This is a genomic window from Methylophaga sp. OBS4 (assembly GCF_026319305.1).
GTDB lineage: Bacteria > Pseudomonadota > Gammaproteobacteria > Nitrosococcales > Methylophagaceae > Methylophaga.
In genome coordinates this window covers 85249-107674 of record NZ_JAPDMV010000003.1, presented here as the reverse complement: position 1 = coordinate 107674, position 22426 = coordinate 85249, and the positions used below count along the sequence as shown (strand labels likewise).

At 51.6% G+C, this 22426-nt stretch carries 22 protein-coding genes and 1 tRNA gene; 3 read left to right on the top strand and 20 right to left on the bottom strand.

What is annotated here, in order from left to right; translation table 11 throughout:
- Positions 1-442: 442 nt before the first annotated feature.
- Positions 443-1633, top strand: a complete 1191-nt coding sequence (locus OMP95_RS01580) for a hypothetical protein (RefSeq protein ID WP_266325219.1) — start codon at positions 443-445, stop codon at positions 1631-1633.
- A gap of 204 nt (positions 1634-1837) precedes the next feature.
- Here OMP95_RS01580 and OMP95_RS01575 read toward each other — a convergent pair whose 3' ends face one another.
- The 3 genes from OMP95_RS01575 to OMP95_RS01565 form a co-directional block, all read right to left on the bottom strand.
- Positions 1838-2074, bottom strand: a complete 237-nt coding sequence (locus OMP95_RS01575; RefSeq protein WP_266325217.1) for a Fic family protein — start codon at positions 2072-2074, stop codon at positions 1838-1840.
- A 129-nt stretch (positions 2075-2203) separates the two neighbouring features.
- The gene (locus OMP95_RS01570) at positions 2204-2485 is read right to left on the bottom strand and encodes a helix-turn-helix transcriptional regulator (protein ID WP_266325216.1); all 282 of its coding nucleotides are present in this window, start codon (positions 2483-2485) and stop codon (positions 2204-2206) included.
- Between the two features lie 258 nt (positions 2486-2743).
- A tRNA-Pro gene (locus OMP95_RS01565) sits at positions 2744-2820 on the bottom strand.
- A gap of 345 nt (positions 2821-3165) precedes the next feature.
- On the opposite strand from OMP95_RS01565, the gene OMP95_RS01560 reads away from it, so the two are divergent.
- Both OMP95_RS01560 and OMP95_RS01555 read left to right on the top strand, forming a co-directional pair.
- The gene (locus tag OMP95_RS01560) at positions 3166-3774 is read left to right on the top strand and encodes an RNA polymerase sigma factor (protein ID WP_266325214.1); all 609 of its coding nucleotides are present in this window, start codon (positions 3166-3168) and stop codon (positions 3772-3774) included.
- Positions 3775-3779: 5 nt separating this feature from the next.
- Positions 3780-4040 carry a zf-HC2 domain-containing protein gene (locus OMP95_RS01555; RefSeq protein WP_266325212.1) on the top strand — a complete coding sequence of 87 codons (261 nt, stop codon included), beginning with the start codon at positions 3780-3782 and terminating at the stop codon, positions 4038-4040.
- A 25-nt stretch (positions 4041-4065) separates the two neighbouring features.
- Here OMP95_RS01555 and OMP95_RS01550 read toward each other — a convergent pair whose 3' ends face one another.
- The 17 genes from OMP95_RS01550 to ppsA form a co-directional block, all read right to left on the bottom strand.
- Positions 4066-6255: a putative bifunctional diguanylate cyclase/phosphodiesterase gene (locus OMP95_RS01550; RefSeq protein ID WP_266325210.1), complete on the bottom strand. Its 2190-nt coding sequence runs from the start codon at positions 6253-6255 to the stop codon at positions 4066-4068.
- Positions 6256-6469: 214 nt separating this feature from the next.
- Positions 6470-6871, bottom strand: coding sequence for a hypothetical protein (locus tag OMP95_RS01545; protein WP_266325208.1), 402 nt, complete (start codon positions 6869-6871; stop codon positions 6470-6472).
- Positions 6868-7515 carry a TIGR04282 family arsenosugar biosynthesis glycosyltransferase gene (locus OMP95_RS01540; protein ID WP_266325206.1) on the bottom strand — a complete coding sequence of 216 codons (648 nt, stop codon included), beginning with the start codon at positions 7513-7515 and terminating at the stop codon, positions 6868-6870. The genes OMP95_RS01545 and OMP95_RS01540 overlap by 4 nt, the downstream gene beginning before the upstream one ends.
- A complete protein-coding gene (locus tag OMP95_RS01535; RefSeq protein ID WP_266325204.1) occupies positions 7512-8189 on the bottom strand; it encodes a TIGR04283 family arsenosugar biosynthesis glycosyltransferase in 678 nt (225 codons plus the stop codon). The genes OMP95_RS01540 and OMP95_RS01535 overlap by 4 nt, the downstream gene beginning before the upstream one ends.
- Positions 8186-8980, bottom strand: a complete 795-nt coding sequence (locus OMP95_RS01530; RefSeq protein WP_266325202.1) for a DUF547 domain-containing protein — start codon at positions 8978-8980, stop codon at positions 8186-8188. The genes OMP95_RS01535 and OMP95_RS01530 overlap by 4 nt, the downstream gene beginning before the upstream one ends.
- Positions 8980-11130 carry an FAD-dependent oxidoreductase gene (locus OMP95_RS01525; protein WP_266325200.1) on the bottom strand — a complete coding sequence of 717 codons (2151 nt, stop codon included), beginning with the start codon at positions 11128-11130 and terminating at the stop codon, positions 8980-8982. Before OMP95_RS01525 ends, OMP95_RS01530 begins: the two co-directional genes overlap by 1 nt.
- Positions 11131-11170: 40 nt before the next feature.
- Positions 11171-12124: an arsenosugar biosynthesis radical SAM (seleno)protein ArsS gene (gene arsS / locus OMP95_RS01520; RefSeq protein WP_266325198.1), complete on the bottom strand. Its 954-nt coding sequence runs from the start codon at positions 12122-12124 to the stop codon at positions 11171-11173.
- Positions 12125-12200: 76 nt separating this feature from the next.
- The gene (locus tag OMP95_RS01515; protein ID WP_266325196.1) at positions 12201-13031 is read right to left on the bottom strand and encodes a phosphate ABC transporter ATP-binding protein; all 831 of its coding nucleotides are present in this window, start codon (positions 13029-13031) and stop codon (positions 12201-12203) included.
- Positions 13018-13857: a phosphate ABC transporter permease PstA gene (gene pstA / locus OMP95_RS01510; protein ID WP_266325194.1), complete on the bottom strand. Its 840-nt coding sequence runs from the start codon at positions 13855-13857 to the stop codon at positions 13018-13020. Before pstA ends, OMP95_RS01515 begins: the two co-directional genes overlap by 14 nt.
- Positions 13850-14704, bottom strand: a complete 855-nt coding sequence (pstC, locus tag OMP95_RS01505) for a phosphate ABC transporter permease subunit PstC (protein ID WP_266325192.1) — start codon at positions 14702-14704, stop codon at positions 13850-13852. The genes pstA and pstC overlap by 8 nt, the downstream gene beginning before the upstream one ends.
- Positions 14685-15497, bottom strand: a complete 813-nt coding sequence (locus tag OMP95_RS01500) for a phosphate ABC transporter substrate-binding protein (RefSeq protein ID WP_266325190.1) — start codon at positions 15495-15497, stop codon at positions 14685-14687. The genes pstC and OMP95_RS01500 overlap by 20 nt, the downstream gene beginning before the upstream one ends.
- Positions 15498-15598: 101 nt before the next feature.
- Positions 15599-16633, bottom strand: a complete 1035-nt coding sequence (locus tag OMP95_RS01495) for a methyltransferase domain-containing protein (RefSeq protein ID WP_266325188.1) — start codon at positions 16631-16633, stop codon at positions 15599-15601.
- A gap of 90 nt (positions 16634-16723) precedes the next feature.
- Positions 16724-17818, bottom strand: a complete 1095-nt coding sequence (locus tag OMP95_RS01490) for an FAD-dependent oxidoreductase (protein WP_266325186.1) — start codon at positions 17816-17818, stop codon at positions 16724-16726.
- A 173-nt stretch (positions 17819-17991) separates the two neighbouring features.
- A complete protein-coding gene (locus OMP95_RS01485) occupies positions 17992-18807 on the bottom strand; it encodes a hypothetical protein (protein ID WP_266325184.1) in 816 nt (271 codons plus the stop codon).
- A complete protein-coding gene (locus OMP95_RS01480) occupies positions 18807-19361 on the bottom strand; it encodes a carboxymuconolactone decarboxylase family protein (RefSeq protein ID WP_266325182.1) in 555 nt (184 codons plus the stop codon). Before OMP95_RS01480 ends, OMP95_RS01485 begins: the two co-directional genes overlap by 1 nt.
- Positions 19362-19410: 49 nt before the next feature.
- A complete protein-coding gene (locus OMP95_RS01475; protein WP_266325180.1) occupies positions 19411-19995 on the bottom strand; it encodes a TetR/AcrR family transcriptional regulator in 585 nt (194 codons plus the stop codon).
- A 55-nt stretch (positions 19996-20050) separates the two neighbouring features.
- Positions 20051-22414: a phosphoenolpyruvate synthase gene (gene ppsA, locus OMP95_RS01470; RefSeq protein ID WP_266325178.1), complete on the bottom strand. Its 2364-nt coding sequence runs from the start codon at positions 22412-22414 to the stop codon at positions 20051-20053.
- Positions 22415-22426 lie beyond the last annotated feature (12 nt).

Sequence of the window (22426 nt, the reverse complement as noted above, 5' to 3'; positions counted from 1 at the left end):
TAGCTAACCTGAGCTGCGTAAGAAATAATGCTTCAAAAGTTCGAGCTGAGACCCTTCGGCTTCGCTTATTCACATGGATGTGATGTATGCCGATAACGCAGGATGCAGTTATCGGTCAGGGTGACTTCTTTTATACTCCAAGGGGCTCGCCGTAAACAGAAACGGTGTCTTGCCGACCACCAATTGCTCCTGCATTGGTGGCATACCGTCCATCCTTGGACATAACCGTAGCGGAGGCATCTCTTGTTGTACATATAGGAAAAGATGGGTGTCGTTTCTATTCTTTTCCTTATACGCAGCTCAGGTTAGCTAGGTTTTAAACGGCTGTTTCCAGCCAACGGTGTTAATCACCCGCCTGAAGTGACAAAATATAAACTCATCAACTGCATCACCGCTCACAGGAGTAAGTTATGAAATTAACTGAATTGAGCCGGCAGCTAAAATGAACTGGAGAGCAGTCAGCCATATCCTATGGCAGTGGTCAGCCGCTGTGAGCGGGTTACTGCTGTTGACCGGATGCGGCCTGGGCTTGCCTGATGACGAAGCAACATGGGTATTGAAAGATCTGGCGGCAGTGGAAAAACCATCACACCTCAAAGACATCACCCCCGCCCCCGAGAGACAGCAAATTTTCTATACCATCGAAGACCGCAGCTATCAGGCAGACTTGTATATACCGGCCCAACCACCACTGGCCGCACTGGTACTGGTACCGGGACTCGCCGAAGCTGGCAAGAACGATCCCCGCCTCAAGTCTTTTGCCACCACCCTGGCCCGTGTCCGCTTTCTGGTTTTGGTACCCGACTTACCTAACCTGCGTGCGCTTAAAGTAAAAGAAGAAGACGTACAAGGGTTGGTCGATACGTTTGAATATATGCAAAGCCTGCCCCAGGCCAGCAACAACATCCCTTCAGGCATCGGCGCGTTCAGCTATGCGGCTGGCCCGGCTGTGTTGGCAGCACTCAATGCCTCAATCTGTGAACAAGTCAACTTCGTACTGGGCGTGGGCGGCTATTATGACCTTAACCAAGTCATCAGATTTTTTACCACAGGTTATTTCCGCAGGCAGGGCGAATGGCAATATCTGGAACCAAACCGATATGGCAAATGGGTATTTATACTCAGTAACGTCGATCTGTTACGTAATGCTGATGATCGCCGGATCTTACGCACCATAGCCAAACACAAACTGCGTAACCCTGAAGCACAAAATGACGAACTGAAAAAGCAACTCATGCCTGCAGCACAAGTTGACGATCTGGAGCAGCAGCTCACCCCTGAAGGTGAGTCTGTGTTGGCATTAATCGAAAATCGTGATCCGGCACTCAGCCAATCCCTGATTGCCAAGCTGCCCGCTGAAATCCGCGCTCAACTTGAAGCGCTTAACATTGCCAGCCAGGATCTTTCACAACTTGAGGCACAACTGATTTTACTGCATGGCACCGACGACACCATCATCCCCTACACCGAAAGCATCGCTTTGAGCAAAGCCGTACCAGCCGATCAGTTCGAATTATTTCTTATTGACGGCCTTGCCCACGTTGATCTGCACCCGCTTAAACTCGACCGTCAGGCGGCTTGGCGTGCTATCACAGCGATTCTGGCTCAAAGGAAAAACGCTGAAGAAGAATAGGTTGGAACAGTTGAGTTTTAGCTCGACCAACTTGCAGATAGCACCCCATCCTGTTTTAAACACAACTCAACAGCTTCATCAGCTGAGTATTTCCAACTACAGAGAACCCACCTTGCCAATATCATAACTGCTGATATAGTCGTAGCCGGTAGATTTGAACCAATCGAGGCAGAGCTGCTCCAGCTGATCTTCCGTAATCATAGGCTATGATTTTCTCAATAAAATAAAATGCTCTATAAGCCTTATCATCAGCTCTTTTTGCTTAGGCAGGCTTTCCGCCACCAGCAAAGCTAATGCGACCAATGTATTGTCATTGATTAACTGCTCAACAGGTTTAGCCAGCAAGTGTTGATTCAAACTCAAATACCATAAAAACAAAAACGATCCACTGCGTTTATTACCGTCGGCAAGCGGATGATTCTTAATGACAAAATACAGCAATTGCCATTGACCTGGACTGTTCCAGTTATCTGCAACTCATAATCAAATTGGCTGAAAGGTGTCTAGCAAATTAGTGGCGATTCATTCTTTGATTTTACTGGGCTGGTTGTTCAGATAAACGATGAGATTTCATCTGTCGGAAGCCAGTGGTTGTGTGTTGTCATGCTTTTTCCAGCCTCGTGGCTGTATGCTGATTTCCAGTCCCAGGCTTTTCAGCACATGCAGGGCTTTGCCAAGCTCGATGGTTTGCTTGCCATTTTCCAGATCAGAGATAAAACGTACCCCAACACCGCATAACGCAGCAAATTCTGCTTGGGTGGCAGATTGTGATTTACGATGGGCCCGGACGAGCTTGCCAATATCCTCGACGGACTCAATATTACCGTACGGTATTTTTTTATCTTGACTCATGTTTCTGACCACTAAATATTCCCGTTCAGGAATATTACGACTAATATCAAAATATGACAAACAAATTTTCCCGAACGGGAAAATAAATCAATATCAACAGATATGAAACCAGTGATGCGTGGTAGTTTTTACTGGCAGAAAATCGGTTGAAACAGAAGTCAATTAGCCTGTGAGGCCGATCAGGATTTAAGGGGTAAACATTAGCAGCAATACGTCAAGACATGTATTGAGACTGAAATAGTGAGCTAGAGAAATGATTGGTCGGGACAGTAGGATTTGAACCTACGACCCCTTGCACCCCATGCAAGTGCGCTACCAGGCTGCGCCATGCCCCGACATTAGATATTGCAACGGTTTGCGGGTTTTTGAAGATTTGTGAAAACGCCGATTTTCGACAACGTTTCCAACAACCCCCATCGTTGCAGGTGGCAATTGTAGCAAAAAATAACAGGGTTGCCATGGCATTTTATGGCAGCATGACAAATGACTCATTATCAGATCACACTTTGTCGTTTGACCTGACCTCTCCAGCAATGCTTGAAACAACGATTGGAGTGAAAGAATTCCAGTAAGAAAGGCTGCTGTAGCCGTCAAAGTAGGCGTTACAATTGGCTGATGATAGACTCTTCCGGAAAAAGATATTTTCCAATCACAATAAGAATCCCTCCGGACACCCAAAAATGTCGACTAACAGGATAAATATCGAATCCGAAGCGACCCTTATCAGCCAGTTACAAGCAGGTGATCAGGAAGCATTCCGCCAAGTGGTCAGCCTTTACCACCCCAAACTCCTGGCTATTGCCAGGGCGATTGTCGGCGAAGCGTTTGCTGATGAAGTCGTTCAGGACAGCTGGGTGGCCGCATTGAAGGCAATCCACGATTTCGAGGGACGGTCAGCGCTGCGAACCTGGTTGATCCAAATTGTCAGCAACCGTGCTAAAACACGTTTGAAACGGGAAAACAGGCATGTTTCTCTCGATGAAGGCTGGCACAATCCTGACGAAAACGCTTTCGATGACAAGGGCAGGTGGTCTCACCCGCCGAAACCCTGGCATAACGATTCTCCAGAGGCACTCCTATCCAGCTCGGAACTGAGAGAGGTGATTCAGAAAACATTCGATGGCCTGCCCTATAATCAACGTGCGGTGATGTCATTACACGATATGGAAGGATTCGGTTTTGACGAGATTTGTAACATCCTTGATGTGAGTCAGTCCAATGTCCGGGTGCTGCTACATCGGGCACGTCTTACTATCAGAAAAGCTATTGCTGAGTACCAGGAACAATGAAATTGATGTTTTCTTGCAAGGACATTCACGACAAGGCCAGTCATTATCTTGATCATGAGGCTGGCCTGATGACAAGGCTGGGTGTTTTATTCCATCTCCTGATGTGTGGTCAATGCCGGCAGTTCCTGAAACAGCTCAAGCTCGCCGTCTCAACGGTCTCCAGGCTGAAGCCTGAACCGGAAATAACTACTGCTGATATGGAGGCATTAGCGGACAAACTTCATGCGATCAGTTGCAAGAGCGAGGCAGGAAAACAGGATGATTGACGCTTGTTCAAAATTCGTCACCGGCTTACTGCTGTTCAATAACCAGGAAATCGTAAGCTGGCATCGGTTTGGCCAGCAGGTATCCTTGTAGTTGATCACAGCCCCATTCTGCCAGCGTTTCCCGTTGTGCTTTTGTTTCTACACCCTCGGCCACGATCAGTAATTTCAGTTGATGAGCAAGGGCGATGACACTTTTTACGATCGCGGCATTCTTACCGCTCTCTTCAAGCTGGCGCACAAAGCTCTGATCGATTTTCAGTTTATCAACGGGTAGCCGGTGCAGGTAGTTCAACGAAGAGTAGCCGGTACCGAAATCATCGATAGCCAGTTTGAACCCGAGGCTTTTCAGTGTCTGCATGGTAGTGATTGTTTTTTCAATATCCTGCAAAGCCGCTTGCTCGGTGATTTCCAGCGTAAACAGACTCGCTTCAAGCCGGTATTTTTCCAGTTGCACTTTCAGGCTGTCGCATAACCGTTCGTTTTCCCAATGGCTTGCCGAGATATTGATCGCCAGGTTTGTCGGTTCATCATGGCTGGCCGTCCATTGCTTCGCCACATTAAATACCTGCTCGATCACCCAGTCACCGATCATAACAATCTGTCCGGAAGCTTCGGCCACCGGGATGAACTCTACGGGCGACACCCATTCATCACGACGGCGATGCCAGCGTATCAGGGCTTCGGCGCCAACCATCGTGCCACTGATGGCCGAATAAATCGGTTGCATGTAGATAACAAATTCTTCATGCCTGGCGGCATGTCTGAGATCGTTTTGCAGAGCTGTTTTTCTTAAGTAAAGCCTGTCCAGTTCATCATCGAACTCGCGATAGCCGTTACCGCCGGAGCTCGACACGGTCCGCAGTGCACTGTCCGCCTTTCGCAACGCTTCGAATAACTCGTCCCCTGGTGAGAGCATCACGCCACCGGCACTCAAAGAAAGATAAAAATGACGCTCGCTCAAGATGATAGGTTCACAGAATTTTGCAATCACCCGGTTCACCAGGCTTGTTACCTCGTCATGTTTGTCGAACAAAATGGCAAACAGATTGCTTTCCAGGTGAAACAACGCGACATCTGCTTGGTCAATCAACGCCCGCAAACGACCGGCAGCTTTCTTGATGACCAGATCGGCAGTGGCATGCCCACTGGAAGTAATGATGTGCTGATAGCGATCGATTTCGAGCAGGACAAGAAAGGCGGCCTGGCGATGTTCGAATGACTGTTCGAGTTGCTGTCGGTTGGGCAGGCCTGTCAGGACCTGGTGATAGGCCATGTGCGCGAGTTTTTCCCGCGCCTGTTTCTCTGCTGTCGCCTCGGTTAGGTAAAGATGATACTCCGCCAGGTCTGCCAGCCAGTGCAGTTCGGCGCTGAATGTTCTGCCGCAGATATCGTACTCCAGCCGCACGTTGCCCAGATGGTTTCTGGCGCGGGACATCAAGCCTTCCAGGCCGTCTGGTAACAGCAGCGAGGTATCTTCGGTCTGGAATAGCTGTTGTGACAACTGCCTGGCTCCCGGGTTGGCGTAATCGACCTGTCCCAGCTTGTTGATGGCAATAACCGGATCCGGGTTGAGTTCGGGAAAAGCTGTCAGCCTTTTTTGTTCCCTCAATGCCTGGGAGAGTTTTTTATTGATCAACAACAGAAAAACGGCGGCTATAAACAGCATCAGACTCATTGCGGCAATCCAGCCGACGCCTTTTTCAGTCTCGTTCAGGCTGGCCGAGGCATTGTGCCTCACCTTGTCATTGATGTCGCTCAACAGCGCAAAACTCTGCTGATTGATGCTGTCAGCTATCGGGGTAAATTCTGACAATACCGCCCTGGCTTCATCCCAGTCCGTAGGCGGCAACATGGCCGTATCAAATTTTCTCGAGATAGTTTTGAGATGCGCCGCCGAGGTCTGGATTTCTCGCAATGGTGCGCTCGGCCCCATTATGGATTCCATTTTTGTCAGCTCACGCTGAATCTGATCCGACGTTTCAGCTAACTGCTTATTAAATTGCCGGTTTTCACCGTCCAGGTAATATTGGTAAAACAATAATTCCTGGTGATTGAGTTTATTTTTGACCGATTGAATGTGTTCAAACAATGGCAGCGCCGTTTCAACCAGTTGACGGTTTGTCCGTTCCAGCTGCCTGACCGTATTAAGACCAAGCAGAACAACAACAGCTATCGCGGCAAGCGTGATAACCGTCAGGATTAACCTGATTTTCATTGTTGAAGACGCCAAAAGCCGACTCCGCCCACGAGTTAACGGGGCCGGCAGCCCATGCCGGATTCGTTCACCTGTCGCTTATACATGCCCTCGATGTTGTCAGCGACATGATCAATACGGCAGGGTTCCTCCAATGCCACCATGCTGGTGAACATGGTCACGACAACGAAAACAAGTCTGACAGTTGTTGATAAGCCATGTGCGCCCCTTCTCGCTATCGCGGATAATTAACGGAAAACAGCCGGTCCTCATCACGCAGCAGATAAAGCGTGACGCAGGCGGCCAACATCGGCCAGGCAGCAAAGAACAGCAGGTGATTGAACGGATCCAGGTATTGCGGAAACGATGAAAAAGTCGAAATGCCATGAAGAATAGCCACCAAGCCGTAACTCCACCGTTTCCACACGCCGGCGACAAAAGCGATGATGAGAATCAGCTCAAGCACACCGACAACAAGAAATGCGGTGTCACTCCAGCCACCCAGACCATAAAAATTTTCGAACACTTTACTGCTGTGTTCCGGCTGCACGAATTTATCGAGTGTCCACATCAACATGACAATAAACACGCCCAGCCGGAGTAAAAAAAGTGACCATTGCAGTTTTGTTGTTTTCATAACATTCCTCCGTTTGATAGAGAAAATTGAACAGGATCCATGAAACCTGCCGGCAACGCAGCCAAATCCCCCGGCTCGTCAATATCCTGCAATGTCGCCAGCTCTATCATATTCCAGCCTAATTGACTGACACGCTGTCGTGTCTGTTGCGCCACCACAGCGCTGCCCCAGAAAATATTGCTGAATAGGGTCGCATCAAACTGGCTCAACCCCAGCAGGCAATAACCACCATCCAATACCGGTATCATGCTTACCACTCCATGCTCCAGCCACCGGGCCGCCAGTTGTAAATGCTGAGCCTCCAGCCCGGGACAATCGGTCCCGATCAACAACAGAAACTCACCATCGGTAATCACCCTGCGGGAAACATCCTCCATGCGCGCGCCCAGATCCCCATCGCTTTGTGAACTCCAATGCAATGCGGCATCGTATTGTCTTGCAGACCAAACAGGATGCAGGTGGTCTGGCGTAACACAGCATTCAACCGGGCCGATAGCGGCTGCAAGTGCCGTAGCAATAGTGTGATCCAGCATTCGTTGTGCCAGCAACGCAGCGCCATCTTCGCCAAGGGCCGGGATCAACCGCGTTTTGGCAAGGCCGGGTAAAGGGGCTTTGGCCATGATCACGATACGAACCGGCTTCACTGGTAACGCCCCGCCAGTTTGCTGGCCGGCACCCCGCGCCAGTAATCAAATCGCAGTTGCCACATAAGCCAGATAGTGCGCCAGACCCCGAATTTTTGCCAGCGCCGGCCCGACGTCGTGACCTGATCCCACAGGCAGGCAGGCAGGCCGAGCCCCTTGAGCCTTTTACTGATTTCGATGTCTTCCATCAGCGGTTGTCTGGGGAAACCGCCCACTTTATTAAACACTTCCCGAGTCATAAACAAGGCCTGGTCACCCGTTACTATGCCAGACAACCTCGATCGCAGATTCATCATCATCGCAACGATCTTGAGCACAGGATGCCTGGCTTCAATCTTCACATTGAAACGCCCCCATTGGCGGCCTGCCGCCAGCGCCCTGCCGATAGCAATATCGGCCGTGTCCGGCAGCCGGGTATCAGCATGAAGGAATAACAAAACGCCGGCATCACTGGCTTGCGCGCCAGTATTCATTTGCAGAGCACGGCCACGGGTTGAAGTGATCACGGTGAACGGAGACTGACTGGCGATGTCCCGTGTAGCATCATCACTGCCGCCATCGACCAGCACGATCTCCATGCCCCTGTCGTGAAAGCGCTGCAAATGCGCTAGCAGTTCCGGCAAGGTACCGGCTTCATTCAGCATCGGGACGATAATGGCAAGCTGTGGCTTCATGATTTGTCGTTCAGTCTCCAGTCGTAATCGAGAAATTCGATTTCCAGCGCCCCTGTCTGCAAGGCCGCTTGCTGCGCTGCTGAAAGATCCAGTGCGTCGGCGTAGATGGCCAGGAACGACGCCAATGACTCCCTGCCGCGCCAGCCCTGTTCAAAATCTTCGCGATACCATTTGAAAATTTGTGAGACAGCGAGCCGCCCCGTTTCAAGTCGATTGCGGCTGGCATCGGCAAGAAACAAGCGGGTTTGCTGCTCAAGCTGTTCATTGAGCCGTTCAGCACTGTAGGCTTCTGCCCGTAGTGCCGGACAGCCAACGCTTGCGCAATTGACGGCAAAATGAATGCGTGGCTCCTCAAAGCGGCCGCTGCCACGGATCATGTCATGTTCAATGTGATCCAGCGAGACCTCTTCTCCCAGCAGGGGAATGAACGTTTTTTTCCACGGCGAGCGCAGAACACTGCCAAGGTCACGGATGGATTCCAGATCCGGGTATGCGGTGAGAATAAGCTCAACAGTCCAGGCATTGTAAGCATTGATCAAAAACGCCAATTGCGCCTCAGCCGGCCACTTTTCGAACTGTGTTGCTTCAACAGCGGCAAGTTGATTAAGGTAAAGTTTGAGCCTGCTTCGCTCATTGGAAAACCCGCCATAATCAACTTGTGTAGCCTTGCCGTCATCCAGCACAACCACGTGATTCCGCAATAATTTATCCCAGATACCGTGATCAAAATCAGCGGCATAAATCTGATTTACCATCAACATGCCGGCAAGAAATAAAATCAAACGCATCATCACCCCCGTTGCCATTGAAAATAACGTTCCAGTAGCGCCAGCACTTTCGCGGGTGCGTGGGCCCGTTTCCACTCGCCCGCAGTATATTTATTTGCCTCGCTCCAGGTCGGATAGGTATGAATGGTGCCGAGGATCTTATTCAGCCCCAGCCCGTGTTTCATCGCCAATACGAACTCGGCCAGCAGTTCAGCGGCATGTTCGCTGACTATGGTCACCCCGAGAATTGTATCCTTGCCGGGCGGTGTCAATACCTTGATAAAACCATGCGCCGCACTGTCAGCAATCGCCCGGTCCAGGTCGTCAATGCCATAGCGGGTCACCTCATAGTCAATGCCCTGCTCTTTTGCCTCCTGTTCATTGATGCCGACGCGAGCTACTTCGGGGTCGATAAACGTGGTCCAGGGAACAACCCGGTAATCGGCCTTGAATTTTTTCAAGTGGCCAAACAAGGCATTGACCGAGGCATACCAGGCCTGGTGCGCTGCGATATGCGTGAACTGATAAGGGCCGGCCACGTCACCCGCAGTCAGAATATTCGGGAAACGGGTTTGCAAAAACTCGTTGCTGCCGATGGTGCGGTTGCTGTCAATACCCAGTTGTTCCAGCCCGTAGCCTTGCAGACGCGATTCGCGCCCCACTGCGCACAACAGCGCATCGAATTCCATCCGTTGCTCACCGGCGGCGTTGTTGACCACGATGAATTTCTGTTCGCCGTTGCGCTCGAAACGCAGGGCTTCGTGGCTGGTCAGCACGTTGACCCCGTTATCGGTCAATACTGCCTTCGCCAGTTCCGATACTTCCGGATCCTCCCGCCTCATAATACGATCGGATCGCTCGATCTGTGTGACTTGTGAGCCAAACCGGGCAAATGCCTGTGACAGTTCACAGCCTATCGGACCGCCACCCAGCACCACCAGTCGTTGCGGCATAGCATCGAGTTTGGCGAATTGTTCCCATATCGTATCGCTGGTTACATATCCGACTTCATTGATGCCGGGCAAATCGGGTACCACCGGCTGGGCACCGGTAGCGATAATGATGCTGCGGGTGGTCAATGTCTGCGTGCCGCCATCGTTCAAGGCAATTTCAACTGTCCATGGATCGATAATCTTCGCGTAACCCTCCAGCACCTCAACGCCCAGCCTGGTGTAACGTTCGACGCTGTCATGCGGCTCGACCTGGCTGATAATGTTATGGACTCTCGCCATGACCTTACGGAAGGAAAATTGCGATTCGGCCGCTTCCAGTCCGTATTTTTCGGCATCCCGCATGTGCTGGGCCAGCTTGGCGCTGCGAATGATTGCCTTGCTCGGCACGCAACCGTAGTTCAGGCAATCGCCGCCCATTTTGTGCGCCTCCACCAGAGTCACGCTGGCCTTGACCGTGGCAGCAATATAGGACGACACCAGGCCGGCTGCGCCAGCGCCGATAACCACCAGGTTACGATCGAATTGTTTCGGTTTGCTCCAGCCTTGATAAACCCGGCGTCGCTGCACCACATTGACGATTTTTTTCGCCACTAGCGGGAACAAACCCAGCAAGGCAAACGAGGCCAGTAACTTGAATGACATGATCCCCGCCAGGCTGTCGATTTGGGCCAGTTGCGTACCGGCATTGACATAAACCAGCGTGCCCGCCAGCATGCCCACCTGGCTGACCCAGTAAAATGTCCAGGTCTTAAGCAGTGTCAGCCCCATCAACAGATTAATCACGAAAAACGGGAAGATCGGCACCAGCCGCAGGGTAAACAGATAAAAACCACCCTCTTTTTCTATACCGCGATTGATTGTTTTCAGCCGCTTGCCGAAACGGTTCTGCACCCAGTCCCGCAGCAGGAAACGGGAGACCAGGAAAGCCAGCGTCGCGCCGATGGTGGAGGCAAAAGAGACTATCACCGTACCCCACAGCAGGCCGAACAGCGCACCGGCAGCCAGGGTCATCACCGCCGCACCGGGCAGGGACAAGGCAGTGACGATGATATAAACCGCCATAAAACCCAGTCCGACTGCTACAGGCTGTGAACTCCGCCATTGCTCAAATTCTGCAAGGCTGTTCTTGAGGCTGGTCAGCGTCAGGTATTGCTGTAAATCAAATACAAAAAATGTAGCGATCAGCAGTACGACCACTGTGAGGATTATCTTTTTTTTCATCAGTGCTGTTTCCCGGTGATAACAAGGTGAGATCGCGGCATCAAAGTGCACCGCCGCAACTGCTGCCCTGCCCTGCTGTGCAGCCATAGCAGTGATTGGCGGTATTGATTTTTTCCATTTCAAAGGAACCTGCCAACAAATCCCGCAAATGCGGTTTTTGCTGTTCTCCGAGTGGCAGCCCCAACTGCTGGTTGAAATCGCAATCGTAGAGATAACCCTGCCAGTCAACGCTTATCACGTTGCGGCACATAACATGCTTCAGGTTGTCTGCTTGATAATTGTTTCTGAGCAGATTGAGATAATCATCGAACTGCCCTTTCGAAATCAGCATCGAACCGAAGCGCTTGATGGGCATGTTGGTCATGGTGAACAGTCTGTTGAATGTAATGCCGAAATGCGACTGTAATTCCCGTTTGTAATCCTGCTCAAGCTGCTGCTGGCCGGGTGGTAAAGAGGGTCCTTGCGGGTTATAGACAAGGTTTAGAATCAAACCCTTGTCCTGCTTTCCATAGCCCAACGCATTGAGTGACTGTAACGCCTGAATACTGCGACCAAAGACCCCTTTCCCCCGTTGCCCGTCAACGTTTTCCGGCGAATAACACGGCAGCGAAGCCACCACCTCCACCTGATGATCGGCCAGGAACTGCGCCATGTCCTCGTACCCAGGCTCGGAAAGAATGGTCAGATTGCAGCGATCAATCACGTGGACGCCTGCATGCCTTGCATGCATAACCAGATAGCGGAAAAAAGCATGCATTTCCGGCGCGCCGCCGGTCAGATCCAGATTTTTGATGCGGCCGGAATCCAGTAACTCGACGAGCAATTGCAGGTTATCCTCGTCCATCATCTCGGTGCGGTTGGGCCCGGCATTGACATGACAGTGCACGCAGCTTTGATTACACAAATAGCCGAGATTGACCTGAAGCGTGTGCAGTGCCTGCCGATGAATGACGGGAAAGTCTCCCGGTTTGAGATAGGCTAGCGTTTCATGCATGTCTGTTCCCCAATTCCAGTAAATTGATAAAAATGGGACTGACCAGCACCCTGAATGTTACAGCTGAAACAGTTATTCATCCTTTTGCACCACTGATATAAGCCGCCGTGAGGGCATCCTGCGGTTGTTCGAAAAGATGCTGACTGCGACCGAATTCGATAAGTTTGCCGACACGCTCCTTCATCCAGAAAAAAGCCGCGTAATTGGCAACCCGTTTTGCCTGCGCCAGGTTATGCGTGACAATCACCACTGTATAACGTCCGCGCAAAGAGATAATCAGTTCTTCCACTACCGCCGAGGCAATCGGATCCAGCGCGCTGCAGGGTTCGTCCATCAGCAGGATCTCCGGTTCAAGCACCAAAGCACGGGCAATACACAAACGCTGTTGCTGGCCGCCGGACAGTCTGGTGGCCGGGCTATTCAAACGGTCATGCACCTCCTCCCATAAGCCCACATCGGATAAAGCCTGGCGGATTTTTCTGTCAATTTCCGCCTTGCTGCGAACTCCGTGCTCTTTTAGTGGCAATGCCAGATTGCGGTAAATAGATAAGGGAAAAGGATTCGGTTTCTGGAAAATCATGCCGATCCGCCGACGCAGTTGCAGGCAATCGACCGAATTTGACAGCACATCACTGCCATCAAAGATCACCCTGCCACTGGCTGAAGCACCGGGGCTCATGTCTGTCATTCGGTTCAGGCTGGAAAGAAAGCTGGTCTTGCCGCAACCGGAAGGTCCTATCAAGGCGGTAATGCAGCCTTTATAGATATTCAATGAAACCGATCCCAGCACTGTTTTCTGCTGATAGGAAACGGATAAATCCCTCACTTCCAGGTGGGCGACCGGCTCACAACAGGCCTTGGCCAGATTGAGCGAACCGATTGTATAGGGGGTTTCAACTGTTAGCATCGGGAAATCTCCTTGCCATCCAACGGTCGGTCAAAGCATAAGCAGAGACATTGAAAAAAATGATTATCAATAACAACATCAGAGCTGAAGCCTGCGCGGCAGCATCGCCACCGGTAACATTCATTGACAGATCATAGATATGCACGGAAAGGGCGCGCCCGGAATCCAGTAACGATCCCGGCATCCGGTCAACATAACCACTGGTGAAAATAAGTGCAGCCGTTTCTGCCGTTGCCCGCCCCATGCTCAAAATCAAGCCGGCGACGATGGCAGGCGCAGCAGCTGGTAACAGCACATGCCACACCGCCTTGATTTTTTGCATGCCCAGCGCAGACGCACCTTGCCGCCAGCTATCGTTGACCGAACGGACTCCCATTTCGCAGGTGCGGATAAACACCGGCAGGATCATGCAGGCAAGGGTCAAACCACCGGACATAATGGAGAATCCCATGCCCAGGTATAGACTGAAAAAAGCATAGCCGAACAGACCAAATACAATGGAAGGCACACCTGCCAGCACATCCAGGAAAAGCCTGACATAACCGGCAAAGCGGCTGTTACGTCGGGTAAATTCGGCCAGCCAGACAGCAGTAGCCAGTCCCAAAGGCAAAGCGGCAACAAACGTCACGCCCAGGATCAGCAAAGTCGCCACCAGCACTGGCGCGATACCGCCGGAACGCCCTGAATCGGCCGGTGCTTCGAGCAGGAAGGACAGCGACAGATGAGACAAGCCCTTGTCCAGCAAGCCGCCAATAATCCAAAGCAGCAATACCAGCACCAGCAATGCCGAGAGCCAGATAAAGCCATGAAATAGCCGCTCAGACATGGTGGGCGCCCCGCTGCAAACGTGCCGCGCCGTAAGCAATAATCAACACCAGCGCAGTTAACAGCAAGCCTGAAAAGAACAAAGCAGCGCGGTGCAAATCCGTCGCATAGGCCATCTCCAGCGCAATATTGGCGGTCAGCGTTCGGACCGGCTGAAACAGACCTGTCGGATATTGCACCACATTTCCCGCCACCATCAATACGACCATGGTTTCCCCCAAAGCTCGTGCCACCGCCAGCAAAATACCACCGGCAATTGAAGCCGAAGCTGCAGGCATCAGTATTTTCAGAATCTGACTGGACTGGCGAATGCCCATGGCGGCGGCACCTTGCTGCAAACTGTTGGGCAGTGATTCAAACGCCGCCAATGTGGTCAGGCTCACCGTGGGAAGTATCATCAGGCTCAAGACAAAGCCCGCCACCAGCAGGCTGGTGCCAGGCGGCTGCCAGCTGGCAATAACAGGCACCAGTGCCATCAACCCCCACAAACCCAGCACCACGGAGGGCATGCCTGCCAGCAGCGCAATCAGGAAACGATAGGGCTTGCGCAGAAAGTCCGGCGCCACAAAAGCGACAAAGATCGCACAGGCAATACCCAGTGGCGCCGCCAACACTATCGCCAGGCCCATCACGGCCAGCGAGGCCAGCAGCATCGGCAGCATGCCAAACAGGCCTTCCAGCGGGTACCAGCCGGTGTCGATAAAGAATTTCTGCCAGCCGCCTTCGCTCAATACCGGCGCAGACTCTTTCAACAATACAGCGATAATGGCCAGCAGGACCGCCGCACAGAGCAAGGCGGCAAATCTCAGGATAATGGAGGCCAGCTGATCACTGCGTAGTTGGAACATAAAACTGCGCCTCTACCAGATCATGAACAGCGGCACTTTGCGCAAATTTAATAAATTGTTGTGCCAGGGCTTTGTTCTGATGTTTAACCACTAAATTCAATGGGCGTGACAAAGGGAACCGGCCTTGGCTAACTGTCTCCGTCGAGGCTGTCACCCCCTCCATGGGAAGCAGTTTAATCGGGGTGCACGCTGTCTGTTCGAACTCAGCCGTGCCAATCGATACATAACCAATAGCGCCGGGACTACCGGCTACAGTCTTGATGCCTTGCTGATTATCGCCAATCACTACATCCGCTTTGATCCGGCTGTTTTTCAAGCTGAAAAATTTGAGGAACAGCTCCAGCGTCGAACGGCCTTCCGCCTTGTTGACCACGGTGATTTCACGATCTTCGCCCCCCACTTGCGACCAGTTGCTCAGCTTACCGGTATAAATAGCTATGATCTGTTCATTACTGAGCGATTCGACCGGGTTACTACTGTGGATAATGATGCTGATACCATCCTGTGCGATGGTAAACGCCGTCAGGTCTGATTCATTTTCTTTCAGGCCGCGTGAGACCATGCCGATGTCAGCCAGGCCGGAACGGGCATCGATAATGCCACGCGTCGATCCCCCCATCTGCACATCAATCCGGCTGCCCGGATGTTGTGATTCATAACGTTTGGCAATTTCCATTGCCAGCGGCGCAATGGTGCTGGAACCGGTCAGCGTGAGCCTATCATCATCGGCATAAGCCGTGTGCATCAGGCCCACCAGTACGATAGCAATACCAGCATGGAAAAATGGCTTCATCGTTATTACCCCTTAGAACCTGTCTGCAATCTGGCTTCCAGCCAAAACAGCATAACTTCATAGTTCATTATTTCTCTCCATCACTGGGGGGGACTAAACACCTAACAACAAGCATTGCTCTGATCATCACCGTCAGCGAAAGGCAAGTCGGTGCCGCAACCTTGAAAAATCCCGTAATGGCGGGAAAAATTGCCGATAAATTGAAAATGCGCGGCAAAACGGGTTTCCGCCAGCATTTTCCAGGTATTACCACAGACCGGGAATACCTTGCCGGTTTCAATATCGTGATGCTTGTCCAGCACAAAACGAGCCGGGTGATGCTCAACCGTACCCTGATAAATGACAGCCTGGCCGTAATCTTCACAGGCTGTTTCCAGATCGGCGATCTTGAACAGCCGGTAGGTGGCAGAATAAAAGCGAATCGCACCGATATGAGCCGCCAGCAGCGGATCGGTGATTTCAAGCGGCCTGTCTTCGATCAACCGTGGATCTGTAAAGCCGGACTGGTGAGACAGCCGTTCGAAATCCTTCCAGTACAGAGCGCCGCCCAGACATTCGCCATAGAGCACCGGATCGTTTTTAACGGACTCGGGTATGCGCCGGTCGGCATAAACATCGGAAAAATAGAATTCACCGCCCGGTTTGAGCAGATTGTAGATACCCCGCATCACGGCAGGTTTGTCCGGAGACAGGTTGATAACGCAGTTGGAGACGATGACATCAAATGATTCAGCTTCCAGCCCCAGTTCGTCGAGCCTTTCGATGTAGCCATGCAGAAAACGTACATTATCAAAACCGAATTTTTCCCCATGATAGTGGCGATGCCGCTCGGCAACAGCCAGCTGTTCATCGGTCATATCAACACCGACCACCTCACCCTCCGGTCCGACCATCTGCGCCAACGCGTACACATCGCGACCACTGCCACAGCCCAGATCAAGAACCCGGCAGCCTTTCAGCTCGGCCGGGCACACCAGACCGCAACCGTAATAGCGCACCAATACCTCATCATGAATGTTGGCCAGCAGCGGTTTCAGCCATTCCGGAATGGTTGTGACATCACAACACGCCGTGGTTTTCAAATCCGCCGAGTTCTGCAACTGTCGGCCGTAGTAGTCTTTAACTACCTCATGCATATTTTTTGTCCTCTCTTACATTATGAATAATGAGTCTTCTGAAGAACTGTGTTGTTACAAAGATCGCCCTATTTTTTTAAAAAGGCAGCTTCAAGCTATTCGTAATTTTTTGACAAACCTTCGGTCCAGATATGTTTTCCAGAGGCCAAACAAAAGAGAATAAGCGGCCGAATTTGCATAACTGAAGAGCGCTTTACCGTCAGCAGTATCAAGCAAGGCCAGTACATTTTTTTGTGGTGTGTATTCAATCAACGGCTTGCCTTCGAATAAGGCAGGAATGTTCCGAGCTAATATCGTCCCTTGTCTGACCGAATAAACCCCGGAATGCCTGGCGCCACTGAGGCTTATGGCGTCGCCTGCAGCAAAAACTTCCGCAAAGGCGGTGTTCTGCAGTGTGTTGCCGACTTTGATAAATCCGCGATCATCACAGTCGAGTGATGAAGCCGGATACCAGGACAAGGGCGCCGACCCGGTGGCTAAAACCAGCCCGTCACAACGAGTTACAGCCAGATCCCCATTTAACAGTTGATCGCCTTTAATTTGATCGATGAGCTGATTGTCGATCAACCGCACGGCCCTTTTCTTTAAAATTGAACCTGCAAGGGACGCCAGTCCAGGTGGGTGATCGGGCAAGAATTTCTCACAAATCAGACTGAGATCAAACTGCGGTAATTTTTTCCGCAGTGCCAGACTGACCTCAAAGGCTGCAGCACCGCCGCCGAGGATCACCAGATGGGCCGGTTCGTCCAGCTTCAGCCATTGCTGCCACTGCTGAATAAAAGTCGTGAACGGCTTTACCGGTGTGACCGGGATCTCCGCCATTCTGATATCCGGTCCGGGCGGCGATGCGCCGGTATTTATCGATAAAACCTGATAACCATATTGCTGCCCCTGCCCGGAGATAATGGTTTTTTTATCGGCATCCAGGTGAGCAACGGTACCGTAGATCAATTCAATGCCCAGCTTTTCACATAACGGCTGCAGTGGAATTGCGCAGTCTTCGGGTTGATAACGCCCTGCCAGCAATCCCGGCATCATGCCTGAATACCAGGCATTATCAGTGGGATTGAGCAGAATTGTACCGGCAGGCGGTTTAAAACCGGCCAGAAGCCATTGCCGCATTGCCACCAAGTGAGCATGACCTGCTCCGGCGAGAATCAAGGGGTGAGTTTCTTTTTCATCCATCGCTTAGCCGGCTTCCTTTTGTTTCAGTATGCAGTCTGGTTCAGTTTTACAGCACAAGGCGCACCAATGTCACATGCCGCCGCCATCTCCGGCGGGGTTTTCCTTGCCATGAACCGGAGGACCGGGCACCGAACCATAGGAGCAGGACACGCAGCGATCGGCCGGGATGCTGGTTATAACACGATTGGCAGAACGATCAACAAAGCAATGAAGATCATTATCGCCATCGCAACCAGGCCTCGTTTTGACTGAGAGACCATGGATAATGCTCCCGCGATACGTGACAAGAGCCAGATCGGCGGTGCGCCAAGAAGTAATTCACGGTAGGCGCGTTTGCCAGCCAGATTCAGCGTTTGATGCATATAGCCTGCCCCTCGCAGAAAAGGCATCAGCATTTTCTGGCTGACAGTTCGCTGCGGTGGCCGACCGGCGGCTATATCTATCAAAGCCTGCCTGACAGCGTCAAAATCTCCCGACCACAATGACTGGAACAGAATGTCACCATCGGCACTGATGATATGCAAGGAGTTGGGTTTGGTATCCAGTGTCCGATGCAGGCTGCCGTCAATATCATCGACGATGACAGGCATATCAAGTTGATAGAAATCCCTGAACCTTTCGGCATTTGCCCGTTTTTCATCCTGTTGCTTAGCTTGTGGATAGGATTCTCCAGGGTGGGCTTCCCGCACATAGACCAAGGCAAAGGCAAACTGCTGTCCGGACGCTGCATACAACTCGCGCAAGAAAGGCAAGGCGCTGACCGTCATCGGACAGCTCAATGATCCTGTGACCAGCATCAATGGCAGGTTTGAGGCGAGTTGTCGAAGCGTTGTCGTGCCACCGCCGGCCAAACGGACTTCCTTGCCGGTATCTATCCTGTCAGTACGTCTTGCTTTTCGACTGAACCGCAGATCCGACATCATCACACCGAAATCGAAGTGATCAAACAGGTATGATGGCTGCTTTTTCTTACTCTCTTTTTCCAACATCAATCTTCCCATTTCCTTGATTCGAACATCTCATCAACTTCGGTATGGAAAAGATGATTGGTGTAGTTGCTCAGGGTCTTAACTCCGATGGCGGTGACAATATCGAGAATATGACGCTCGCTGTAGCCAGCTTGAAGAAATGCTCTCACATCCTCCTCTTCAGGTAAGCCGCGATTGTCGTGCATGACCCGGGTAAAGGCATGCAGAGCGGCAAGTTTCGGATCTGGAATGGCCTGGTCGTCGCGGATAGCATCGGTCACCTCGACCGGGACATTGGACATCTTGTCTGCAATCATGCTGTGGGCACTGACACAATAACTGCATCCATTTTCACGGCTGATGGTCAGTAACACCACCTCCTGCTCGGCGGGGGTGAACGCCGATTGCTGACGGAACTGGTCGTAACCGTATAGATACGTCTCCAGTAAGCCGGGGACTGTCGCCATATTACGATACATGTTGGGAATAAAGCCCAGGTTTTTTTTCGCTTTGACCAGTGTTTCGTGATTATCGTCAGTCACCGGCGCCAGTGTGATTTTGTGTTCTGATTGCATATTTCCTCCTGACAAAACGGACCGCTTGGTCCATATTTGGACAAAAAAATTATTTCAATGTGGCTAGTAACATAGCCGCCACCTTATCCAGCTTCTCCTTATCCATGCCGGCCTTGACCATGGTCCTGAGTCCACTGATGCCGGAAACAAGAAAATCACTTAATTGTTCAACATCACTATCAACAGCCAGTTCACCCTGCTCCCTGGCCCGTATTAGTGCTTGCGTAATGACCGAACGGATCGTGCCGAAACCGCGATTGACGGCTTGTGCAATAGCGGGTTGGCGACAGGCGGTTTCATTGGCGGTATTGACCAGCAGACAGCCCTTGCGTTGAGCACTGGATGCTTCGGCTGTCACCGAAGCAAGTAAGTCACGGATAAATCCCAGGCCTGAGCCTGTTTGTTGCAACTGTTTCGTCAGGTCTTCACCCAGTTGTTGCTGATAATGTTCGAGGCAACGGACGAATAACTGCTCCTTATTACCAAAGCTCTGGTAAAGACTGCTCTTGGAAAGATGCATGCAATTGAGCAAGTCCTGCAATGACGTCGCCGCATACCCTCCATGCCAGAACTGAAGGGTTGCTTGGGACATTGCCTTATCGGTATCAAATTGTCGGGGTCTGCCTGTACTCATAAATAAATTATGGACCATTCAGTTCATAATTAAAAGTGCGTATTTTGATTTACAGTCATTGCTGCTCGTCAGCAAGCGCCTGCCAAGTACTGACCACGGTATCCGGATTCAGGGAAATACTGCTGATCCCCCGTTCCAGCAGCCATTTGGCCAGATCGGGGTGATCCGATGGCCCCTGCCCGCAAATCCCCACATATTTCCCGGCCTCGCGACAAGCTGTAATCGCCATATCCAGCATCGCCAGCACGGCAGGATCCCGCTCGTCAAATGCACTGGCGACCAGCGCTGAATCTCTGTCCAGCCCCAGCGTGAGTTGGGTCATATCATTCGAGCCAATCGAGAAGCCATCAAAATACTGCAAGAAGTCTTTAGCCAGTACAGCGTTGGAAGGCAGCTCACACATCATGATCAGACGCAGGCCATTTTTGCCCCGCTCCAGACCATTTTGTTTCAAAATCTTAACCACCGCTTCTGCCTCGCCCAAAGAGCGCACAAACGGAATCATGATTTCGACGTTAGTCAGGCCCATTTCATCACGCACCCGTTTCATCGCTTCACATTCCAGCTTGAAACATTCCTCAAACTCGGGGGACTTGTAACGGGAAGCACCCCGGAAACCAATCATCGGGTTTTCTTCGCGCGGTTCAAACTGAGCGCCGCCGACCAGATTGGCGTATTCATTGGATTTAAAATCCGACATGCGAACAATGACCGGCTCGGGATAAAACGCCGCGGCGATGCTGGACACACCTTCAGCAATACGGCTGATGTAGAATTCGACCGGATCGCCGTAAGCCGTGGTTTTTTCATAGATGATCTGCTGGACTTCATCATCCATTTGTTCGGCAGCCATCAGTGCTTTAGGGTGAATGCCAATCATATTATTGATGATGAATTCCAGCCGCGCCAGCCCGACACCTTGATGTGGCAATTGGGCAAAACTGAAGGCCCGATCCGGATTGCCGACATTCATCATGATTTTGACCGGCAGCTCCGGCATCCGCTCCAGTGTTTCCACCCGGTGCTCATAATCGAGCAAGCCGGCATAGATATAACCCGCCTCCCCCTGGGCGCAGGACACTGTCACTTCGCTACCGTCAGCGACTTTTTCGGTCGCATCCCCGCAGCCCACTACCGCCGGTATGCCCAGCTCTCTGGCGATAATCGCCGCATGACAGGTTCTGCCGCCGCGGTTGGTGATAATCGCGGCAGCCTTTTTCATAATAGGTTCCCAGTCCGGGTCGGTCATATCGGTCAGTAACACATCACCGGCCTCAAATTTCCCCATTTGTTCCAGACTGTTGAGAATCCGTACTTTGCCACTGCCGATTTTTCTGCCGATGGATCGGCCGGTGGCAAGCACGGTACTTTTTTCCTTTAATACAAAATGTTCAGTGACATTTTTGTTGCGGCTCTGTACGGTCTCCGGCCGGGCCTGCACGATATAGATCTGACCATCGTTACCGTCTTTAGCCCATTCGATATCCATAGGACGCTGATAATGTTTTTCTATGGTTATCGCCATTTGCGCCAATGATTCGACTTCTTGATCGGTCAGGCAGAAGTGCAGGCGCTCTTCCGCGCCGACATTGACTGTTTTGACCGGCTGCCCGGCCTCACCGGAATAAATCATCTGGATAGCTTTATGCCCCAGGGTACGTCTCAGCACCGCCGGACGCCCTGCTTCCAGCGTGTTTTTATGAATATAAAACTCATCCGGATTGACCGCGCCCTGCACCACCAGCTCACCCAGACCGTAACTGCCGGTAATAAACACCACATCACGAAAACCGCTTTCGGTATCAAGCGTAAATGCCACACCGGCACTGGCGATATCGGAGCGCACCATTTTCTGAACAGCGGCTGACAGCGCTACTTCGCTGTGTACAAAGCCCTGATGCTCACGATAAGCGATGGCCCGATCATTAAACAAAGAAGCAAACACTTCGCGGATGGCGGTTTTAATATTGTCGAGGCCAGAGATATTCAGAAATGTTTCCTGTTGCCCGGCAAATGACGCATCAGGCAAATCTTCCGCTGTAGCAGAGGAACGAACAGCCCAACTGGTTTCTGTGCCATATTGTTTTTCCAGACCGGCATAAGCTTCATCAATCGCTGCTTCCATCTGCTGAGGAAAGGGAATATTGAGGATCCACTGCCTGATCTCGGTGCCTGCTGCCTGCAAGGCACTGACATCAGCGATATCCAGGTCGCGTAATCGCCGGTTAATTTTGTGTTGCAAACCATCATGCAGCAGAAACTCGCGATAAGCATCTGCCGTAGTGGCAAAACCGCCGGGTACCGTAACACCCAGCGGTGCCAGGTTTTGCAGCATTTCTCCCAAGGATGCATTTTTACCGCCGACCCTGCCGACGTCTTGCATATTCAATTCATCCAGCGGAACAACATATTCAGTCATGGTTTTACCCTT